Origin of the sequence: Acetivibrio clariflavus DSM 19732, from assembly GCF_000237085.1 — a bacterium.
Classification (GTDB): domain Bacteria; phylum Bacillota; class Clostridia; order Acetivibrionales; family Acetivibrionaceae; genus Acetivibrio; species Acetivibrio clariflavus.
Window position 1 is genome coordinate 361,805 of sequence record NC_016627.1, and the last position, 18,062, is coordinate 379,866.

Consider the following 18,062-nt stretch of genomic DNA (forward strand, 5'->3'; position numbering starts at 1 on the left):
TATAGTATTTGTCAAAATGACTAGCTCTCTAAAATATCATCTAGTTCACGAATATCATTATTTTTCGAAATAATAATAACTCTGTCACCGATACGAATCTGTGTTTCGCCAGACGGAATAATAACATCAAAGTCCCTGCTTATACAGCCTATTAAAATCCCTTTCTTCAGCCTTAATTTTTTTATAGGCATATCAATGCATTTTGCTTTTTTGTTCACTTGAACTTCAATTGCTTCAACATTCCCGTCATCACCGGAATAAATCTGGTGCACGGTTATAATATTTCGTCCAACCGCCCCACTCAGTCCGTCAACATAGCGGATAACGGTTTTCGCCGTTATGTCTTGAGGTGTAATAATATTTCCTAACCATAGACCGAGGTTTTTAGCCATATTCTGATGAATATAGTTTATCTTTGTGATAATCTTCTTTACGCCCCTGCGCATGGCATAAAGGGAGATGAAAACGTTTTCTTCATCCCTGTCCGTCAGGCATACACATGCGTCCATTCTGTCGATTCCTTCATCGATGAGAAGCTCTTCATTCGTTCCGTCTCCATGTATGAACAGGCAGTGCCGTTCAAGGGAGGAGGAAGATAATGCTTCGCACAACGATTCGCATTTATTCCGGTCTTTTTCTATGATTTTTATATTTGCTTTCGTCGTATGTCTGTTTAAAAGTTCAACAAGGTAATGTGTTATTTTTCCTCCACCTATGACCATAATTTCCTGTGCTTTTTTAGACCTTCTTTTTATAAGGGTGAAGAACTTCATAATTTGAGACGGGCGCCCCATTATCCAGATAATGTCGGATTCCTTAAAAATAAAATCTCCATTTGGAATTAACGCTTGGTTTTCCCTTTCAACGATGGCAAGAAGGATTCCCATATTACTGTCAAAAACCTGAGATACGCTCTTGCCAACGAAATATTCCGGTGTTTCAGATACTTTAAAAGAAACCAATTCTACTCGGTCTCCTATAAATGTAACTATATCGTCAGCAGCACGGTATCTCAAAATCCTTGAAATCTCTCTTGCCGTTTGCCTCTCAGGATTAATGACCATATCAATACCAAGGTCTTTCCAAAGCTTATTATATTCCAGCATATATTCAGGATTTCGCACTCTTGCTATCGAATGCTTTGTTCCAAGACGCTCTGCCATAATACAGCACAAGACATTTAATTCATCAGCATTCGTTGTACTTACAATTAAATCCGCATCTTTGGCACCGGCCTCAATTAGCGTCTTTTCATTTGCACCATTACCTGAAATGAATATTACATCAATTGGTTCAACTGCTTTATTAAAAATATTTGGATTATTGTCTACGACCGTTACATGGATGTCTTCCTTTTCAGATAAGACCTTTGCTATCGTATAGCCGATCTTTCCGCATCCAACAACGATAATCTTCATATTGCATTATCTCCCTCTCCGAAATCTAAGTCTTTCAATTATTTTCCCTCAAAGGCTGCAGCCCGTCCAAAATTTCCGTACAGTTCATTGTTAGAAATAATAAAGGGTAAAAACTTCACAAAAGAAGATCTTACCCTAAAGCTAAAATACCTTCAAGGATTGATCTGCTCGAAAAACGTGATTAAATTCATTTATATATAATATTATATGAGCAATAAAAAGTAAAGAAAGTAATTAAATTTAATTGTGTCAATTTACTGTAGGGGTTAATTGTAAAATTAAATGCAACAGGTAAAATGTAGTAAAAAAATTAACAACCATAGTGAGAAATCATGTATGATTTAGGTGTCCAATCCAAACATGCAGGAGGTTCTCAACTATGGTTATCAAAACTAATAATAACACAACTAAACGTAAATTTAAACACCTAAATGTTTATGAACGTGGACAAATTGAAGCTTTCATTAAGGAAGGGAAATCACAACGCTATATTGCTAAAATGCTAGGTCGTTCACCAAGTACGATCAGTCGTGAGATTAAAAGAGGTACAACGATTCAAATGAGGCATGATTTAACGACGTATAGAAAGTATTTTGCTGAAAGTGGGCAGATAGCTTATGAAAAAAATCGTTTGAATTGCGGTGCAAAGTGTAAATTAGCTAGAGTTGAAGATTTCATAAAATTTGCAGAAGAAAAAATACTATATGAAAAATGGTCACCAGATGCCGTAGTTGGCTCATGTATAGTGAATTCTAAGTGGATGCATTCTACTATTGTATGTACTAAAACCTTATATAATTATATAGATCAAGGGCTGCTGAAAGTACGAAATATTGATTTAAACCTTAAACTTCGAATAAAACCAAAAGTAAGAAGAGACCGTCAGAATAAACGTATTCTGGGAAAAAGCATCGATCAAAGGCCAGAAGATGTGCAACTACGGCAGACTTTTGGACATTGGGAAATTGCTACAATCATAGGGAGAAAATCTAGCGATACAGTTATTTTAACATTAACAGAACGAAAGACACGCTATGAACTGCTGTTTCTTTTAGAAGCAAGAGATAGTAATGCTGTTAACAAGGCACTTTTGGAACTAAAGAATTTCTATGGAGAACAGTTTTGTAACATATTTCGTACTATTACAGCAGACAATGGTTCAGAATTTAGTAGATTGACAGAAATATTACAACCATTAGGGATAGAAGTATACTATGCACATCCTTATTCCTCATGGGAAAGAGGTACTAATGAACGTCATAATGGTCTTATACGGCGTTTTATACCTAAAGGGAAAGCAATAAGAGATTTTACAGCGACAACAATAAAACGTATACAAGACTGGTTAAATAATCTTCCACGCAAGATATTAGATTATAAAACGCCTGAAGAATGCTTTAATGAAGAGCTGTTTAAAATAGTTAATGATGATACATCAAAAACAGCTTAAGCCCTTCTTTCATGTGAATTATAGAGCTCATTTGAGGGGAGTCAAGGGTAAAGACTTCGTCTTGGGGAATGTAAGTAATTTTGTGTATCATAATTTATGTAATCCTTCTTTAGCAAGTAAATTTTAGTTGACAAGGTTTACAGAATATTGTTTTTTATTGCCTTTCCATTGTATATTATTGCCGGATTTGTTAAGTTTTATACATAAACTTGATTAAATCTGGCAATAATCATTTATAATGGTCAGTATTAGCCTTTTAAACCTATATTTTTAATTTTGTGAGGTCTAGCCCATCCGGCGATGAGGATGAGCCCTTGAGGGCGGTGGGGGTGAATGCTCTTAAATATACTCTTCCAGCCTACCTGGATATTGGATTACCAATTGGCTAAGTACTCTATCCCAGTTTTTGTAACGTTGTGTCCATTTTTTTACTACATTCATTGATGCTAAATATAAAATCTTTTCTAGTGAACTGTCTGTTGGAAATATTGTTTTTGTTTTTGTGACCTTACGAAACTGACGATGTAGTCCTTCAATTATATTTGTAGTATAAATTATTTTTCGTATTTCTTCTGGAAATTTGAAAAATGGACTTATAACATCCCAGTTATTTTCCCAACTACGTATTGCAAAAGGATATTCCTTTCCCCACTTTTCTTTAAGTTCATAAAGTTTTTCTAATGCTATTTCTTCATTAATAGCATGATATACTTCTTTGAAATCATTACTAAATGCTTTTAGGTCTTTGTATGGCACATACTTAAAAGAATTTCTCAGCTGATGTATTATGCAACGCTGCACTTCAGATTTTGGATATGCAGCATTTATGGCTTCCTTAAGTCCGGTAAGTCCATCAACACAAAAAATTAAAACATCCTGTACTCCTCTATTTTTAAGGTCATTCAGTACACCAAGCCAAAACTTTGAGGATTCATTGTCACCAATCCAGATCCCTAAAATATCCTTATATCCATCAATAGTAACACCTAGAACAACATAAGCTGCCCTGTTTATTATTCTTCCGTCATCCTTAACTTTATAGTGTATTGCATCCATAAAAACAAAAGAGTATATAGGTTCAAGAGGTCTTTGTTGCCATTCCTTAATCTCTGGAGCAATTCTATCAGTAATCTTACTAACCATCTCTGCTGATAGGCTAAAACCATAAAGTTCTTCAATTTGTTGACTGATATCCCTTGTAGACATTCCTCTTGCATATAAAGCTATAACTTTTTCTTCAATTCCAGAAACATTACGTTGATATTTAGGAATAATTTTAGGTTGAAATTCGCCTTTACGATCTCTTGGTACTTGTATATCAATTTCTCCAAACTCACTTTTTATTTTTTTAGGCGTATAACCGTTACGACTATTATCAGTTTTTTTATTTTCTGCATCATCTTTAGCATATCCTAATTTTGCTTCAAGTTCTGCTTCTAAAAGTTCTTGTATTATATCTTTAAAAATGTCTTTAAGATATTCATTAATATCAGATACACTTTGGAAATTATTTTCCCGAACTAATTGTTTGATTTGTTCTTTTGTTAACGTTGACATAAAGTTCTCCTCCTTAGCTTTTATTATTATTAATCCTTGCCAAGAAGGAGAACATTCAATCATCTATACACAAATTTTTTTACATCCTCTCGTCTTGCCTGACGGCAACCCTTGACATCCCTCTGCATTCGCTCAAATAAATAACCAAGAAGGGCTTAAGGATAATATTGTGGATTTACCACCTAAACAAAAAATGATTTCTACTATAGGTGTTGCATTTAATATTGCAATTTAAAAATTTACTGTAGGAAATAGTTTTGATACCGTACTGTTGATGTATCTTTAGCAACAATTTTTAGCACTTTGTATTTCCAATGTATTTTCCTGTTATTAATAATATTTCAAGGTTGCCAATTTTTCATCTTGCAGTAGTATTTGACCCTTTTTGCGTTTGCTTTATAAGTTTCTTAGTCATTTTTTATAACCTCTCTTCTTACTTTTTTTCCCTTATAAAATCTGTCACTTTCCCTTTAATTGCCTTAGATGCCCTTAATCGCACATTTACCTGATCTATCTATACTCCAGCCCATTGGTCTACTGCTTATTCGTAACCGTCAAATAGATCATCACATAGTAAAATGGTTGCATAGTTGATACAATCACTGTAAAAAAGAATAAACGGAGTGATTGTATGGACATGGAAAAAGTAACAACTGAACAACAATTATCTAGGTGGGCACAATTAATACAAAACCGGCTTGAAAGTGGGCAAAGTATCAAAGAGTTTTGCCGAACGAATGGAGTAAGCAAAGCTACATACTACTATTGGCAAAAGAAAGTCAGTGAAGCAAAGTGTACAGTAGTTGAAGAAGTAAAAGAACCCAAAATCGAAGTACCAAGTGGATGGATGCAGCTTGCATCGAAACCGGTGTACCCTGCAAAAGCTACACTGGAAATTAAAATTAATGGCTGTAATGTCACTGTAAATACGGAAACAGACTTAGAATTATTGAAAAAAGTTTGCCAGGTGTTGATGTCGTTATGATAAGATGGAATGAAAAACCAGTGTATCTTTGCGGAAGATTAACGGATATGAGGAAATCTATCAACGGATTAATAACACTGGTACAAGAAAGTTTCTCACTTGATCCGTTTATGAATGCACTGTTTGTGTTCTGTAACAGAAATAGAAACAGGATAAAAATCCTTGAATGGGATGGAGATGGGTTTTGGCTGTACTTTAAGAGGCTAGAACGAGGGCGATTTCGCTGGCCAACAGAAGAAGATTCAACCACAATGCTTCTTGATGTAAACGAATTAGCTTGTCTTATTGATAGTGCCAGATTAGAGAAAAAGCTCAGGAGAAAGGAAGTTTTAGAGCGTCAAATTTCGTAAGAAGAAATTCAAAAAAAGGATCAAAAAGCTGGATTTAATGTAATTTTTATGGTAATATTATCCCATGAAGAGACAAGAAATTTCAGTAGAAAAATTACTTGGTATAATTGAAGAAAAGGATCGCAGGATTGCCGAGTTGGAACAGCAAGTCCAATGGTTCATGGAACAAATACGCCTTTCAAAGCGTAAACAATTCGGTGTTATCTTGGCGAACAAACAAAGATTGAGCAAATCAATCTTTTTAATAATGAAGAGGAAGAGACTCATAATTTAGCTATTACCGAGCAAGAAAGGATAGAAGTAAAAGCTCATTACCGTAAGAGAACACGTCTAACAACAGATAAACTTCCTGAAGATTTACCGGTGGAGGTAATAGAGCACAAGTTACCCGAAAAGGGATGTATTTGCCAGGAATGCGGTAGTGAATTGCATACAATGGGAAAGGAAACTCGTGATGAGTTGAAGATTATTCCGGCAAAAGCGGTAATAGTGCGTCATATTAGGCATGTTTATTCATGCCGGAACTGTGAAAAAACATCCGACCATACTTCCATTGTAAAGGCAGATATACCGGAACCGGTCATAAAGGGAAGTTTTGCATCTCCTGAGACAATTGCCCATATAGCTACACAAAAATTCATGATGGGGTCTCCCTTATATCGTCAGGAGCAGGAATGGAAACAAAATGGCATTGAGATATCAAGGCAGACAATGTCAAATTGGTTGATAAAAGCCTGTGAGAATTGGCTGGAACCGATATATGAGGAGATGAAGAAACGGCTGTGTGAGCATGAGGTACTGCATGCAGATGAAACAGTGGTACAGGTGCTAAAAGAACCAGGGAAGGCGGCACAGTCGAAGAGTTACATGTGGCTGTACCGAACGAGCGGGGAGGCAAAACATCAGATAATACTTTATGACTACCAGCCGGACAGAAAACATATACATCCGGAGGAATTTCTAAAAGAATTTAGTGGATATTTACATGCAGACGGATATAACGGGTATTACAAGCTGCCCGAAAAAATTACTGTAATAGGTTGTTGGGCCCATGTACGGCGAAAGTTTTTTGAAGCGATGGAAGCCCTGCCCAAAGAAAAGCAAGCAACATCTAATGCAGCGAAGGGAGTAACATATTGTGATAAACTGTTTCATTTAGAGAAACAGTTTGCATTGCTGTGCCCGGAAAACCGGTTAGAAGGAAGAAAGAAGCAATCAAAGCCTATCATAGATGAATTTTATGATTGGATAAGAAAATTAAATGTACTACCCAAAACCCATCTGGGTAAAGCAGTACAATATGCGCAGTCCCAGCGAAAATATCTTGAGAGGTATATACTGGATGGACGATTGGAGATATCAAATAACCGTGCAGAGCGAAGTATAAAGCCTTTCGTAATCGGACGGAAGAATTGGCTTTTCAGTAATACGCCAGGTGGTGCGAGAACGAGCGCGGTGTATTACAGTCTTGTTGAAACAGCAAAAGAGAATGGATTGAATCCTTTTGAATATTTGTCATGGATATTTAGTCAAGCCCCTAATCTAGGGAAGCCTGGTTATGTGAGCACATTTGCTGATTTTCTGCCTGGTAGAATGAAAATACCTGCTAAGGTGTTTATACCGCAATCCAAAAGAACAGAGCCTGAGAAATATGCGTGGGAGGAAGATGAATGAAAGTTGGAAAACATACGATATTTATGATCAAATTTATCACGTATTTTATTAATGGGGGAATAGAGAGGTATTTATTTGATATAGATTATTCTGGTTATGTAATAGAGCATTTTCCATATATGGAGAATGAGAACAGCGAATTAGCAGAAAGATTTGCTTATACTGTGGATCAGGCATATGAACTCGGAACATCTCTTGGTTTGTCAGATGAAGAGTTCAGAATGGAAATTGCCAATGCTTTCAATGAATGGTTGGGTGAAAAAAGACCCAACTTAATTTAGATGCACATAGGTTGTAAAAATTAAAGATTAAGTTTTGGTTGAAAAAGTTTTATCGATTTACAAAACTTTTCCAACCATTTTTATTAATGATTGTGTCATTCATGTGCGGGCCTGTTTGACGCTTACTTTGCTTTATAAGTTTCTTAGTCATTTTTTATAACCTCTCTTCTTACTTTTTTTCCCTTATAAAATCTGTCACTTTCCCTTTAATTGCCTTAGATGCCCTTAATCGCACATTTACCTGATCTATCTATACTCCAGCCCATTGGTCTACTGCTTATTCTTGCTGCTAATACGGCTATTATGCCTTTCTTACTTTATCCCACTATCTTTTCTTATTATTCGCTTGTATCTACATTACTTTTATTATTACTTTCCAATTGTTTTTAAAATATTGACAACATTCCTTTATTTCTTTTTGTTCTAGTTTTCCGCTACAAAATAATTCATTTATGACTATTCCTGACTTCTCTAAAAATGAGGTTATTCAGCTAACTTTAAAAAGAACCAATTTCAGAGTAGTATTAGCAGTTGCCTGCGGTCTATTTTTTTGGCAGCTGCGCGTAGGAACATATCAATGTATTTTTCGATCATTTTTGCTGGCCATTTATAGGTTGTGATATATTTAACAAGTTTATGATATAGATTAAACCCTTGCAGAAAACAGTGAATTTACATATTACCAATACTTTTGAACCAGCTTGGGGAACATTTCTTTCAATGAACTATAATCTTCATTCCAGTTAAGTTCTATTTCAGGACAATTTTCTATTTCCGAATACTTCGCTTTTTCAAAATTTTCGTAAAAATCATCTTTATCAGTTTTCATCTTATAAGCGTCTGCACAAACATTAAGGAATTCTTCAAACTCAACTTCTCTTGCTTGATCTTCCCGAATAACATTAGCCAGGTTTTGGGGATCCTTTATTGCATTTTCATATATTACCTTCCCTTGTGATGTCAACCAGGCCCGAAAATAATCAAATCCATCCTCTGAACATCCGCCATTGATGATATATGCTACTGCCCATAATTCCAGATGTATATGAACGAGCCAAATAATGAATAAGTATTTTTTCAAATTCAAAAATGTCTTCTTCCGGCAGTTTGGAAATTTCACTTGTAAGTATTTTTAAAAACTTTGATGAATCATTCTTACTGATTTTTTTACTGTTCGAAATCATTTCCAAGAACATTTTGTTATCCATGTTAGAAGATTCTTCATTTCATAATGTCTTAAAGCTCATTGTTCCCATCTCATAAACGGGAACTTCTTTTTCGTTCATGAATTCATCTCGTTTTGATAACAGCTAAATTGTGAATATGTAGGTGCAAATGTAAATAAAAAATTTGGCTCTTTCCAGAGCTAGTTGAAAAACTAATTCTGATCATGAAAGATAGAGAATTTGGGATTACAAAATTATTGTGTCTCAACTAGCTTTGTAAAGAACCAATTTTTGAGTAGCATTAACGGAAACATTTGTGAGCATTATAGCGTGTTATTAATACCATCCGAGCTTTTCTTGTATTGCTTTGGTAAGCTGTTCAGCCATCAATTCATGAGTTTTAATACTTGGATGCCAATCTTCTCCGTATCCGTTACTTCCATCTTGCTGCGGGAACTCAATGAAATATACCTTTGAATCACCTGTCTGATTAAGTGAATTTACAATGGATTTGATATTATTGCGGCATACTTCCAAACCTGTTCCCCAAAGCATAGGGCCAACAGCGCAGAAAATATGTGCATCAGGGTAATTGGAACGGACAGTTGAAAGAAGATCTCTATATGCATTTATAAATGTAGCATTATCGGGAATAGCGGTGGAGTAATCATTTGTACCGAGGTTAATAACAACTACCTGGGGTATATAGTTTTTAAAGTCCCATTTAACATTGCTGTATGGCAATGTATACAGATAGCGTTCACCCATGAGAGGTCCGGCAGCACCGCCGTAGTTTCTGCAAACTCCTATTCCCGACCAGGCAATTAAGTTTGCACTTGCATTCAAATTACGTGCAGTGATTGCTGCATAAGACATATAGCTGTTCTCATTCTTGGGAGTGAAACTCTGTTCCTTGCTCAAGCCTTCATTTCCATAGGCACATGTTATGGAATCACCGATAAATTCTATTTTTCTTTCCTTTGGAGCAGGCGGATTTAAAAGTTTTCCCGAACCGAAATCAAATCCAAGGAACTGTGCCTCACCTTGCGAAGCTTCTGTCCTTTTCCACAAAAGAAGATGGTGATTTCCCTCTGAAAGTCCACTTGCCAGTTTTACTGTTAATGTGGTGTTATTAACACAAAACGGAGTTTGTCCAACGCCGTCTATGAAAGCCTGGAACCAGTTTTCGCCTGTAGATCTGATGGTGGCACTAACTTCAGTTCCGTAGAAGTTAAGTTCAACGTTGGAACCGGACCATGCGCAAATAGGTCCTGCCGGGTTAGAAGTGCTGAATCTTCCGTTATATAAAATACCGGGAGTAGCATTGGAGCCGGGTGTCGGAGTTGCTGATGCATTTTCTTCAGCCGGGAATTTGGATATCATACCTAATAGATATTGCTTTACATATGCAAAATCAATAGAATTAATACTTCCGCTTCCATCCACATCGGCATTATGCATGCCGTTAGCTCCGGGGAATTCGGTAATCATCCCCAATAAATATTGTTTTATATATGCATAGTCAATGGAGTTGACAATATCATTTCCATCTACATCACCATATACATAGGATGTTGTTGGTGTAGGAACAGGTGTTGCTGTAGGAGTAGGTGTAATTATGGTTGTAGGAGTGGTAGTTGGACCAGTATAGCCCGAAGCTCTTACAAGGGCCTGAGCAATTTCAGGATAATACCATGTAAGTGCTCTTCTGTTAAATATGGCATAACTGTCGCCATTGCCGGGACCATAATATCCGTTGTCCCACCATATAACAGGAATACCTCTTTTTCTTGCCTCAGAAGCATAGTATTCTGCATGAGCAACTCTAGAGGATAAATTGTTTTTATCAATTGTTCCAAACTCACCTATAACTACAGCTCTTCCGTTCTTAATGAACTTATTGTAAATGGCATCAAGCTCACTGGAAAGAGAAGCTTTGTCGGAATTTGAACCCCATGTTGCTGTAGCGTTTGCCACCATGGCAAAATAATATGGTGAGTACATATGTATAGACACAATAACTCTGCTGTCGTTGTTTGGTATAACAAGGTCGTTCATAGCCTCAGTTATTGAGGATGCAGCATGGGTTGGTATCATTATAAATCTTTTCGCATTATTTCCGCCGGTAGATCTGATGGTGTTAACAGCAGCTGCGTTAAGGCTGTTTATTACTGCACGGTTTTCGTATGTACCGCCTGTCCATTCATTAGGTGAACCAACAACTCTGGGTTCATTCATTGTTTCGAAGATTAAGTAGTCGCTATAATTTTTAAACCTATTTGCTATCTGTTCCCAAAGCTTTGTAAGCTGGGCTGTGACATTTTGTTGATTTGAATAGGTAGGGATAAGCCAGGAGCTTTCTTCGTGGTGAAGGTTAATGATGGCGTACATGTCGTTATCAAGGACATAGTTTACCACTTCTTCCACTCTGTCTAACCATGCCGAATCAATAGTGTAGTTTGGAGCAGGACCAACATGACCTGACCAGGTTACAGGGATTCGAACGGTATTGAAACCCATTTCTTTTATTTTATCAATCATGGCTTTGGTTGTTTTGGGATTTCCCCAGCAAGTTTCTGTATCCAAACCGCTTGCAGAGGATGAAAAGGCATCTAATGTGTTACCTAAGTTCCATCCGACTCTCATTTCTCTTGTTAACTCCAAGGCAGATATGTCCCGCATTCCTGTATAAGCAGTGGATGCGAAAACATTGATGCTGCCCAAAAGGGATGTGATTACGAGAATTAAGGAAAATAACAATGCTTGTTTTCTGATAAACTGCTTGATATACATTATACAACCTCCCTAGAAAAAATATAAAATTAAAAAATCAAATATGGATGACTTGTTTTTTCTATTCCCCCTTTGAAAAACTTAATAATATACTACAAACAGTTACAAAATTTTTAAAAGGCATTCCTCCAATCTCCGATTTTTTCAAAAAATACTCCTTAAATACATTTTACATCATTTAACATGCCAATTCAAATGTAACCATTGTGATAACGGTTAATGAATAATATTACAGCATATATACAAAAGAGAAGATACCCTTATATAATAGTTGAATATTTTTAAAAGAAAAGATTACGAACTTTTACCTATTAGGGATTTATTTGTAAAGAATATTTTTATAAAATATTATTGGTTTAAATTAAAAAATGAAAAGGAGAAGATAAATTGTGGAGAATGTTAACTATACTTCAACAAGCACAGATATTGGGCATAAATATTATAAGTATTCAAAAAAAATTACTCCTATCGGGCTTATAATTTTTATATCAATGGGAATTTTAGGTACAGTAATTTTAAGCTTAATTTACAGTTATGTCGTCTATTATACTGAATATCTTTATGTACATATTCTCCTGACTGTAGTTTTAGGGACTGGTATTGGAGCGCTGGTTTGTATAGGCGGAAAAGTGGGGAAGATTAGGAGTACATTTATAATTGGTTTTGCTGCTGTTTTATTTGGGCTGTTTGCAGAGTATTGCCAGTTGGTTTTTTGGATATTTATAGAGTCAAAAGGTCAGTTTTTAATTTTAAATCCGGTAAAAATATTCTACATAATGAACTATATTGGGAGCACATATAGCTATAATATGATAATATTTTCACTTTATCTTATTGATGGAGTGCTTATTGTAGCAACTTCTGTAATTATATCCATACGCTTTATAAAAGACAAAGCTTTTTGCGAAAGATGTGATAGATGGATGAAGAATGAAACTCTTGCAGGTTTGAATTTTGTTGATGATATTGAGGAACTTAAAATTAAGTTGGAACAAGGTGATTTTTCAGCGTTAACACTTTTGGGGAAGGCAGGAAAATTTGATTTTCAATTAACTAGAGTTGTTCTTAAACACTGTACACAATGTAAAGAATTTTATTTGATTTCTGTATCAACAATTAAAATTACAAGAAGCCTGAGAGGTAAATTGAAGGCAGAGGAGAAGATGGTGGTAAAAGATTTGATTATTGACCAACATGTTTATAACTATCTTATGGAATGGAATAGGTCTTTAAAACATAGTTTCTTTTAAAAATGATAATAAATATAGAATTATAATAGATTTTTAAGAGATGAAGGAACAATTATAATGTGTTTTTGAACCGGGTTTTTGAAATATAATGTATTTTACTGGTGACGACATGGATGATTATTTGAAATGAGTTTAACTTTAATTGGGTTGGATCTTTATATTAGAGGTGGTAAGGAGAAGTGAGCAAAGGATTATATTAATATACAAAGTTGATGATACATTTGCTAAGTGCAATTACTTGAAGCGGCAATAGGCTATTATAGTGAAACGAGTTAGTACGTCAGTGGAGTGAGAAAATGCTGATACGTAAGATGACTGTAGAGGATATTCCAAAATTAGCTTTGCTCTATAAGCAATTTTGGAATGAGGATTCTTGTGTAGAGACTATGATTAAGCAGTTTGAAAAATTACAAAAAAGTAATACACATATTTTATTAAGTGCTGTTGAAAATGGAGAATTGATTGGCTCAGTTATGGGGATTATTTGTGAAGATTTGTATGGTAAATGTGAGCCCTTTATGGTGATTGAAAACATGATAGTTGATGAAAAATATAGAAGAAAGGGCGTTGGCAGAGCAGTAATTCAGGAAATTGAAAAACAGGCAATGGATTTGAATTGTACTCTGATTATTCTTGTGACTGAAACAAATAGAGATGATGCCTGCAGTTTTTATGCCTCTTTAGGGTATGATCCCGATACGCATAAGGGATTTAAGAAAAAGCTGAAGTGAAAAGTTTTGTAAAAAGGCGGGTATATATAAGATTTAGGATAGTGGATAACAGTTTTAAATATAAACCATACTGTGTCAGTGGTAAAATTAAATTACCCGGTTTCGGGAAAGAAAATTCCCCACCTATTCACAAACTTCTGCTTGTAGATTAACATAATGTTAATTATATAAGTGGGAGTCGATAATAATGTTGGGGGTAGCGATGCATACAACAATACAAACTTTATCAAAAAAAGGATATAACAAGACACAAATTGCAAAAATACTTGAAATTGACAGAAAGACCGTAAGACGGGTTCTTAATGAACTTAATGAGAAAGGAATTGTTGAAAGAAAAGAAACTTGCTCAATACTTGATCCATATAAGGAATATATTCAGATACAAGTAACTAAAGACTTAAAAGCAATAAGAATATATCAGGATTTAGTGCGAGAATTTGGATTTCAGGGTAGTTATGACACTGTAAAAAAATATGTTGCTAAAATAAAAAAATCTCCACCTAAAGCATATATGGTACTACACAGTCTTCCCGGTGAAGAGGCACAAGTGGACTTTGGATATATTGGCACTATTAAACTTCCGGACGGCAAGTACAAAAAGGCTTGGGTTTTTGTAATGGAACTCAGCTATTCCAGATATATGTATGTTCAAATTGTATTTGATCAGAGTATTTCAACATTCATAGATTGTCATAAAAAAGCTTTTAGATATTTTGGAGGAGTACCACAGAATATAAAAATCGATAATCTTAAAGCAGCTGTATTGGAAGCCGACTTTTATGAACCTGTTGTCCAAAGGAATTATGCAGCATTTGCTTCTCATTATGGATTTTCTCCCGAACCATGTAGGGTAGCAACACCTACTGATAAGGGAAAGGTAGAATCAAATATAAAATATGTGAAGGATAACTGCTTTAAAGCACGAGAATTTAAAGATATTGATGAAGCCAAAGCGTTTTTAATGGAGTGGCTTGAGACTATAGCTAATGTTAGAATACACGGTACAACAAAAAAAGTTCCATCTGAAGAATTCAATTCGTATGAAAAAGAAAAACTTCTCCCTCTTCCTACGGAAGAATACAACATATCTGAAATAACTTCGGCAACTGTGATGCCAAACTGTCACATCTCATATAGGGGGAACTACTATTCTGTACCGTATGCATACATTGGTGAGGAGGTTGATATTGTTATCATAGATAATCTACTTAAGGCAGTATATAAGGATAAAGAAATAGCCCTTCATCCCGTAGAAAAGAATGAAAAGGGCAAATTCTTCACAGATAAAAATCATTATCCTGATTATAAAAATATCACGGCTAATGAGATAAAGTCAAGATATCGAGAGAAAATGAGTGAAATTGGAAAACATGCAGCTATATTTTTTGAGAAATTCTTAGAGCAGGTAGGCACAAAATATAACTATCGAGCTATTGCAGGAATAATTTCCTTAAGGAAAAAGTATGACAATGCAACTATTGATAATGCCTGCCATAGGGCATATATGTACAATGCACTGAAATATAAAACGGTAAAACGAATTTGTGAACAGGGAATTGATTCGCTGCCTGTAGAAACAAACCAAACATATATTAACTCTGAAGAAACCTTTTTATCAAGGCCATTATCAGAGTATTCAAAACTTCTAAATTGAGATGAGGTAAAAAAAGATGAATGATTTAATGTTTTCAAGATTAAGGCAGTTAAAGCTATCGGGGTTCATAAAAACAGTGGAGGCAAGAAATGAGCAAGCTATTAAAGAGCAGATGTCTTACATGGAATTCTTAGAGTTGCTATTAAGTGATGAATTTTCGAACCGTAAAGATAATGGTAATAAAAAGAGGATGCAAAAGGCAAAATTTCCTCAAATAAAGACACTAGAGGAATATCAGTTTAATCAACAGCCCTCTATTAATAAAAGATTTATATACAATTTGGCAACCTGTGAATTTGTCCGCAAGAAAGAAAATGTAGCCTTCATAGGACCGCCAGGTACTGGAAAAACTCATTTAGGTATAGCACTTGGAGTAAAAGCTATATCTCAAGGATACAATGTATTATTTACAACAATAAACCATATGCTTGAAGACTTATATTTATCGAGAGCCGACAATTCTTTTAGTCAAAGGCTGAAGTACTACACAAATCCAGATTTACTTATACTAGATGAACTAGGACTAAAAAAGCTTAATCAGAATAGCGTAGATGACTTTTATGAAATCGTATCGAGAAGATATGAGAAAGGCTCTATAATAATAACTTCAAACAAAGTTTTTGATGAGTGGGGTAGAATATTCTACGACCCAGTTTTAGCAACAGCAATATTAGATAGGTTTATTCATCATTGTCACTTTGTAGTTATAAAAGGCGAAAGCTATCGAATGAAGCAAAGCAAGGAAAGCCTTAAAGCTATATCCACAAAAGTGCAAGAGAATGAATAAAATTAGCAAGTTACTGTTCTTTGACAAAAACATATTTATTTTATCCAAGCAATTAGGTATGTAGTATACTAAAAGCGTGAAAAAAGTTTTTTAAGTGCGGTTTATAATGAGATGGGTCCCATATGATAGCCTGTTAAGGCAGGCCAGTTTATCATACCCCTCAGCCCTACTTAAAAGAAATACCTACGGGGTATGGTGGGCTGGCCTCACTGGCATGTAATCATATGGGGGAGGCTCGTTGTAAACTGGATTCTTGAAAAAGTTTTTTCTCTGTTACATAGAGTTTTTTTATCTTTTTTAAAGTGGGGAAAATTCTTTCCCCTTTTTGGGGAATTTTTATTGACAATAACACTAATAGTAAAGCCAAATCAATTCATTAAGTTTTTCAAGCGGTGTAAGATCCTCTATATTATTTCCTCTTATGTCCAAAGATTTTAGACTAACAAGATTTTTGAGCGGTGTTATATCGGTAATATTGTTACAGTCTAATTTCAAATAAGCTAGATTAGTCAGGTTTTCAAGCGGTGATATGTCACTTATATTGTTGTAAGATAAACTCAAATAAGTTAAATTGGTAAGGTTTTTAAGCGGCGATATATCACTTATGTCTGAATCGAATATATCCAATCGGGTCAAATTTTTGAGGTTCGCAAGGGGTGATATATCAAAAGGTTCGGAAATTAAGCCTATACTTAAATAATCTAAATTCGGAAATTTTGATAGCTCTGACAAATCAATTGGCTTAAATAGACTTAATTCAGTAATCTTATCAGCTTCATTTTTATAAATAATGTCATATTCATTCTTACCGATTTTATCTAGGATAACGAGTCTCAAATATTCACTTTTAAAAACTATTATTTCATCTTCGGCAAGGACAACATTATATACCGGGTTTGAATTTACAGACCATTCCCATAATGTTTCGCTATTATAGGGATTTGGCTTTCCGAATCCTGCTGAATCAGCAGAAACTATAATTGTAAAATCCGGGTGTACGTCGGCAAAAACATTATTACCCATATATTCCGGTTCATTGCCCATGAATATTGCCTTTTTCAATTCTTTACATCCCTCGAAAGCATTTGAATCTATGCAGTTTATACTATTCGGTAACGTTACGCTTACCAAATTCTCACATCCTGAAAAAGCCTCAGAGCCTATGCAGGATATACCCTCTGAAATTGTTAAGCTTGTTAAGTATTTACAAGAGCTGAATGCTTTATCACCTATGGCTTTTACTTTTACACCTCTGAGTTCGGATGGTATTGTTACAGTGACATAGTTATCCACACACTTAACTATTGTTCCGGTGTCTAAATTAAATTCATAACCCGATTCGGTTATAATTCTAGGTGTTGGAGTAACTGATGGCATTGGTTTAGGACTTGGTGTTGGCAATTCTCCCATACCTAACAAGTATTTTCTAAGAATTGCATAATCTATGGAATTCACATTACCGTCACTGTTTATATCTGCTGCGCCAAATCTTTCTTTATCATTTTCTAAATTGGTATATATGCCTAGCAAATAAGCTTTCATTATTACACAATCCACGGAATTTATTTCACCATCCAAATTTAAATCGCCTACTACACGATCAGGAAGATATTTCCTTGCTTCACATAACTCACATGCGTATGAATTGTCTGCAATAAGCCGGAATAATGAAAAGCATGCAATAACACAAAAAACAAGTAATAAAGAAATACTTTTTTTCATTATAACCCCTCCCCATAAAAATAAATTGTTTTTAATATTATTAAAGTAAATTTTTATTCTTCTCTTATTTAATTGCAACATATGGAACACCAGAGCAGTGAATATACTGGGATTTATTGCTTTATTAGTACATAATCTTAATTTTAATAGAAATTTGCTGTGTAATGAGTCCAAAATTGTAAAATATTGATTTTAAAAAGTATTGTATTTATATATAATATTATATACTTATTTGAACATAAAT

The 18,062-nt window shown here is 34.8% G+C and carries 12 protein-coding genes and 2 pseudogenes; 9 read left to right on the forward strand and 5 right to left on the reverse strand.

All coding sequences use genetic code 11. The features are described 5' to 3' along the window. Positions 1-20: 20 nt before the first annotated feature. Positions 21-1,418 carry a Trk system potassium transporter TrkA gene (gene trkA, locus CLOCL_RS01660; RefSeq protein WP_014253711.1) on the reverse strand — a complete coding sequence of 466 codons (1,398 nt, stop codon included), beginning with the start codon at positions 1,416-1,418 and terminating at the stop codon, positions 21-23. Positions 1,419-1,797: 379 nt separating this feature from the next. Between trkA and CLOCL_RS01665 the strand changes: the two genes are divergently transcribed. Continuing rightward, entirely contained in the window at positions 1,798-2,868 is a 1,071-nt protein-coding gene (locus CLOCL_RS01665) for an IS30 family transposase (protein ID WP_014253712.1), read from the forward strand. Between the two features lie 339 nt (positions 2,869-3,207). On the opposite strand, the gene CLOCL_RS01670 is transcribed toward CLOCL_RS01665, so the two are convergent. Further along, positions 3,208-4,425 carry an IS256 family transposase gene (locus CLOCL_RS01670; RefSeq protein ID WP_014253713.1) on the reverse strand — a complete coding sequence of 406 codons (1,218 nt, stop codon included), beginning with the start codon at positions 4,423-4,425 and terminating at the stop codon, positions 3,208-3,210. Positions 4,426-5,056: 631 nt separating this feature from the next. On the opposite strand from CLOCL_RS01670, the gene tnpA reads away from it, so the two are divergent. The 4 genes and pseudogenes from tnpA (at position 5,057) to CLOCL_RS01690 (ending at position 7,715) form a co-directional block, all read left to right on the forward strand. After that, positions 5,057-5,410, forward strand: a complete 354-nt coding sequence (tnpA, locus tag CLOCL_RS01675; RefSeq protein ID WP_014253714.1) for an IS66 family insertion sequence element accessory protein TnpA — start codon at positions 5,057-5,059, stop codon at positions 5,408-5,410. After that, positions 5,407-5,760, forward strand: coding sequence for an IS66 family insertion sequence element accessory protein TnpB (gene tnpB / locus CLOCL_RS01680; protein ID WP_014253715.1), 354 nt, complete (start codon positions 5,407-5,409; stop codon positions 5,758-5,760). The genes tnpA and tnpB overlap by 4 nt, the downstream gene beginning before the upstream one ends. Before the next feature lie 64 nt (positions 5,761-5,824). Beyond that, positions 5,825-7,434 (forward strand): annotated as a pseudogene (tnpC, locus tag CLOCL_RS01685) (IS66 family transposase). Then, on the forward strand, positions 7,431-7,715 hold the full coding sequence (locus tag CLOCL_RS01690) for a hypothetical protein (RefSeq protein ID WP_014253716.1): 285 nt from the start codon (positions 7,431-7,433) through the stop codon (positions 7,713-7,715). Before tnpC ends, CLOCL_RS01690 begins: the two are co-directional and overlap by 4 nt. A gap of 679 nt (positions 7,716-8,394) precedes the next feature. On the opposite strand, the pseudogene CLOCL_RS21395 reads toward CLOCL_RS01690, so the two are convergent. Both CLOCL_RS21395 and CLOCL_RS23615 read right to left on the reverse strand, forming a co-directional pair. Continuing rightward, positions 8,395-8,923 (reverse strand): annotated as a pseudogene (locus CLOCL_RS21395) (DUF4240 domain-containing protein). 294 nt (positions 8,924-9,217) lie between these two features. Further along, the gene (locus tag CLOCL_RS23615; protein WP_014253718.1) at positions 9,218-11,674 is read right to left on the reverse strand and encodes a cellulase family glycosylhydrolase; all 2,457 of its coding nucleotides are present in this window, start codon (positions 11,672-11,674) and stop codon (positions 9,218-9,220) included. 389 nt (positions 11,675-12,063) lie between these two features. On the opposite strand from CLOCL_RS23615, the gene CLOCL_RS01705 reads away from it, so the two are divergent. The 4 genes from CLOCL_RS01705 to istB all read left to right on the forward strand — a co-directional run bounded on the left by CLOCL_RS01705 (position 12,064) and on the right by istB (position 16,096). Beyond that, complete coding sequence (locus CLOCL_RS01705) at positions 12,064-12,924, forward strand: hypothetical protein (protein ID WP_014253719.1); 861 nt, start codon at positions 12,064-12,066, stop codon at positions 12,922-12,924. A gap of 296 nt (positions 12,925-13,220) precedes the next feature. Then, on the forward strand, positions 13,221-13,655 hold the full coding sequence (locus CLOCL_RS01710) for a GNAT family N-acetyltransferase (protein ID WP_014253720.1): 435 nt from the start codon (positions 13,221-13,223) through the stop codon (positions 13,653-13,655). Positions 13,656-13,857: 202 nt separating this feature from the next. Further along, a complete protein-coding gene (gene istA, locus CLOCL_RS01715; RefSeq protein ID WP_081467081.1) occupies positions 13,858-15,309 on the forward strand; it encodes an IS21 family transposase in 1,452 nt (483 codons plus the stop codon). A gap of 16 nt (positions 15,310-15,325) precedes the next feature. Beyond that, entirely contained in the window at positions 15,326-16,096 is a 771-nt protein-coding gene (gene istB / locus CLOCL_RS01720) for an IS21-like element helper ATPase IstB (protein ID WP_014253722.1), read from the forward strand. A 351-nt stretch (positions 16,097-16,447) separates the two neighbouring features. On the opposite strand, the gene CLOCL_RS20820 is transcribed toward istB, so the two are convergent. Then, entirely contained in the window at positions 16,448-17,818 is a 1,371-nt protein-coding gene (locus CLOCL_RS20820; protein ID WP_014253723.1) for a leucine-rich repeat protein, read from the reverse strand. Positions 17,819-18,062: the final 244 nt, after the last annotated feature.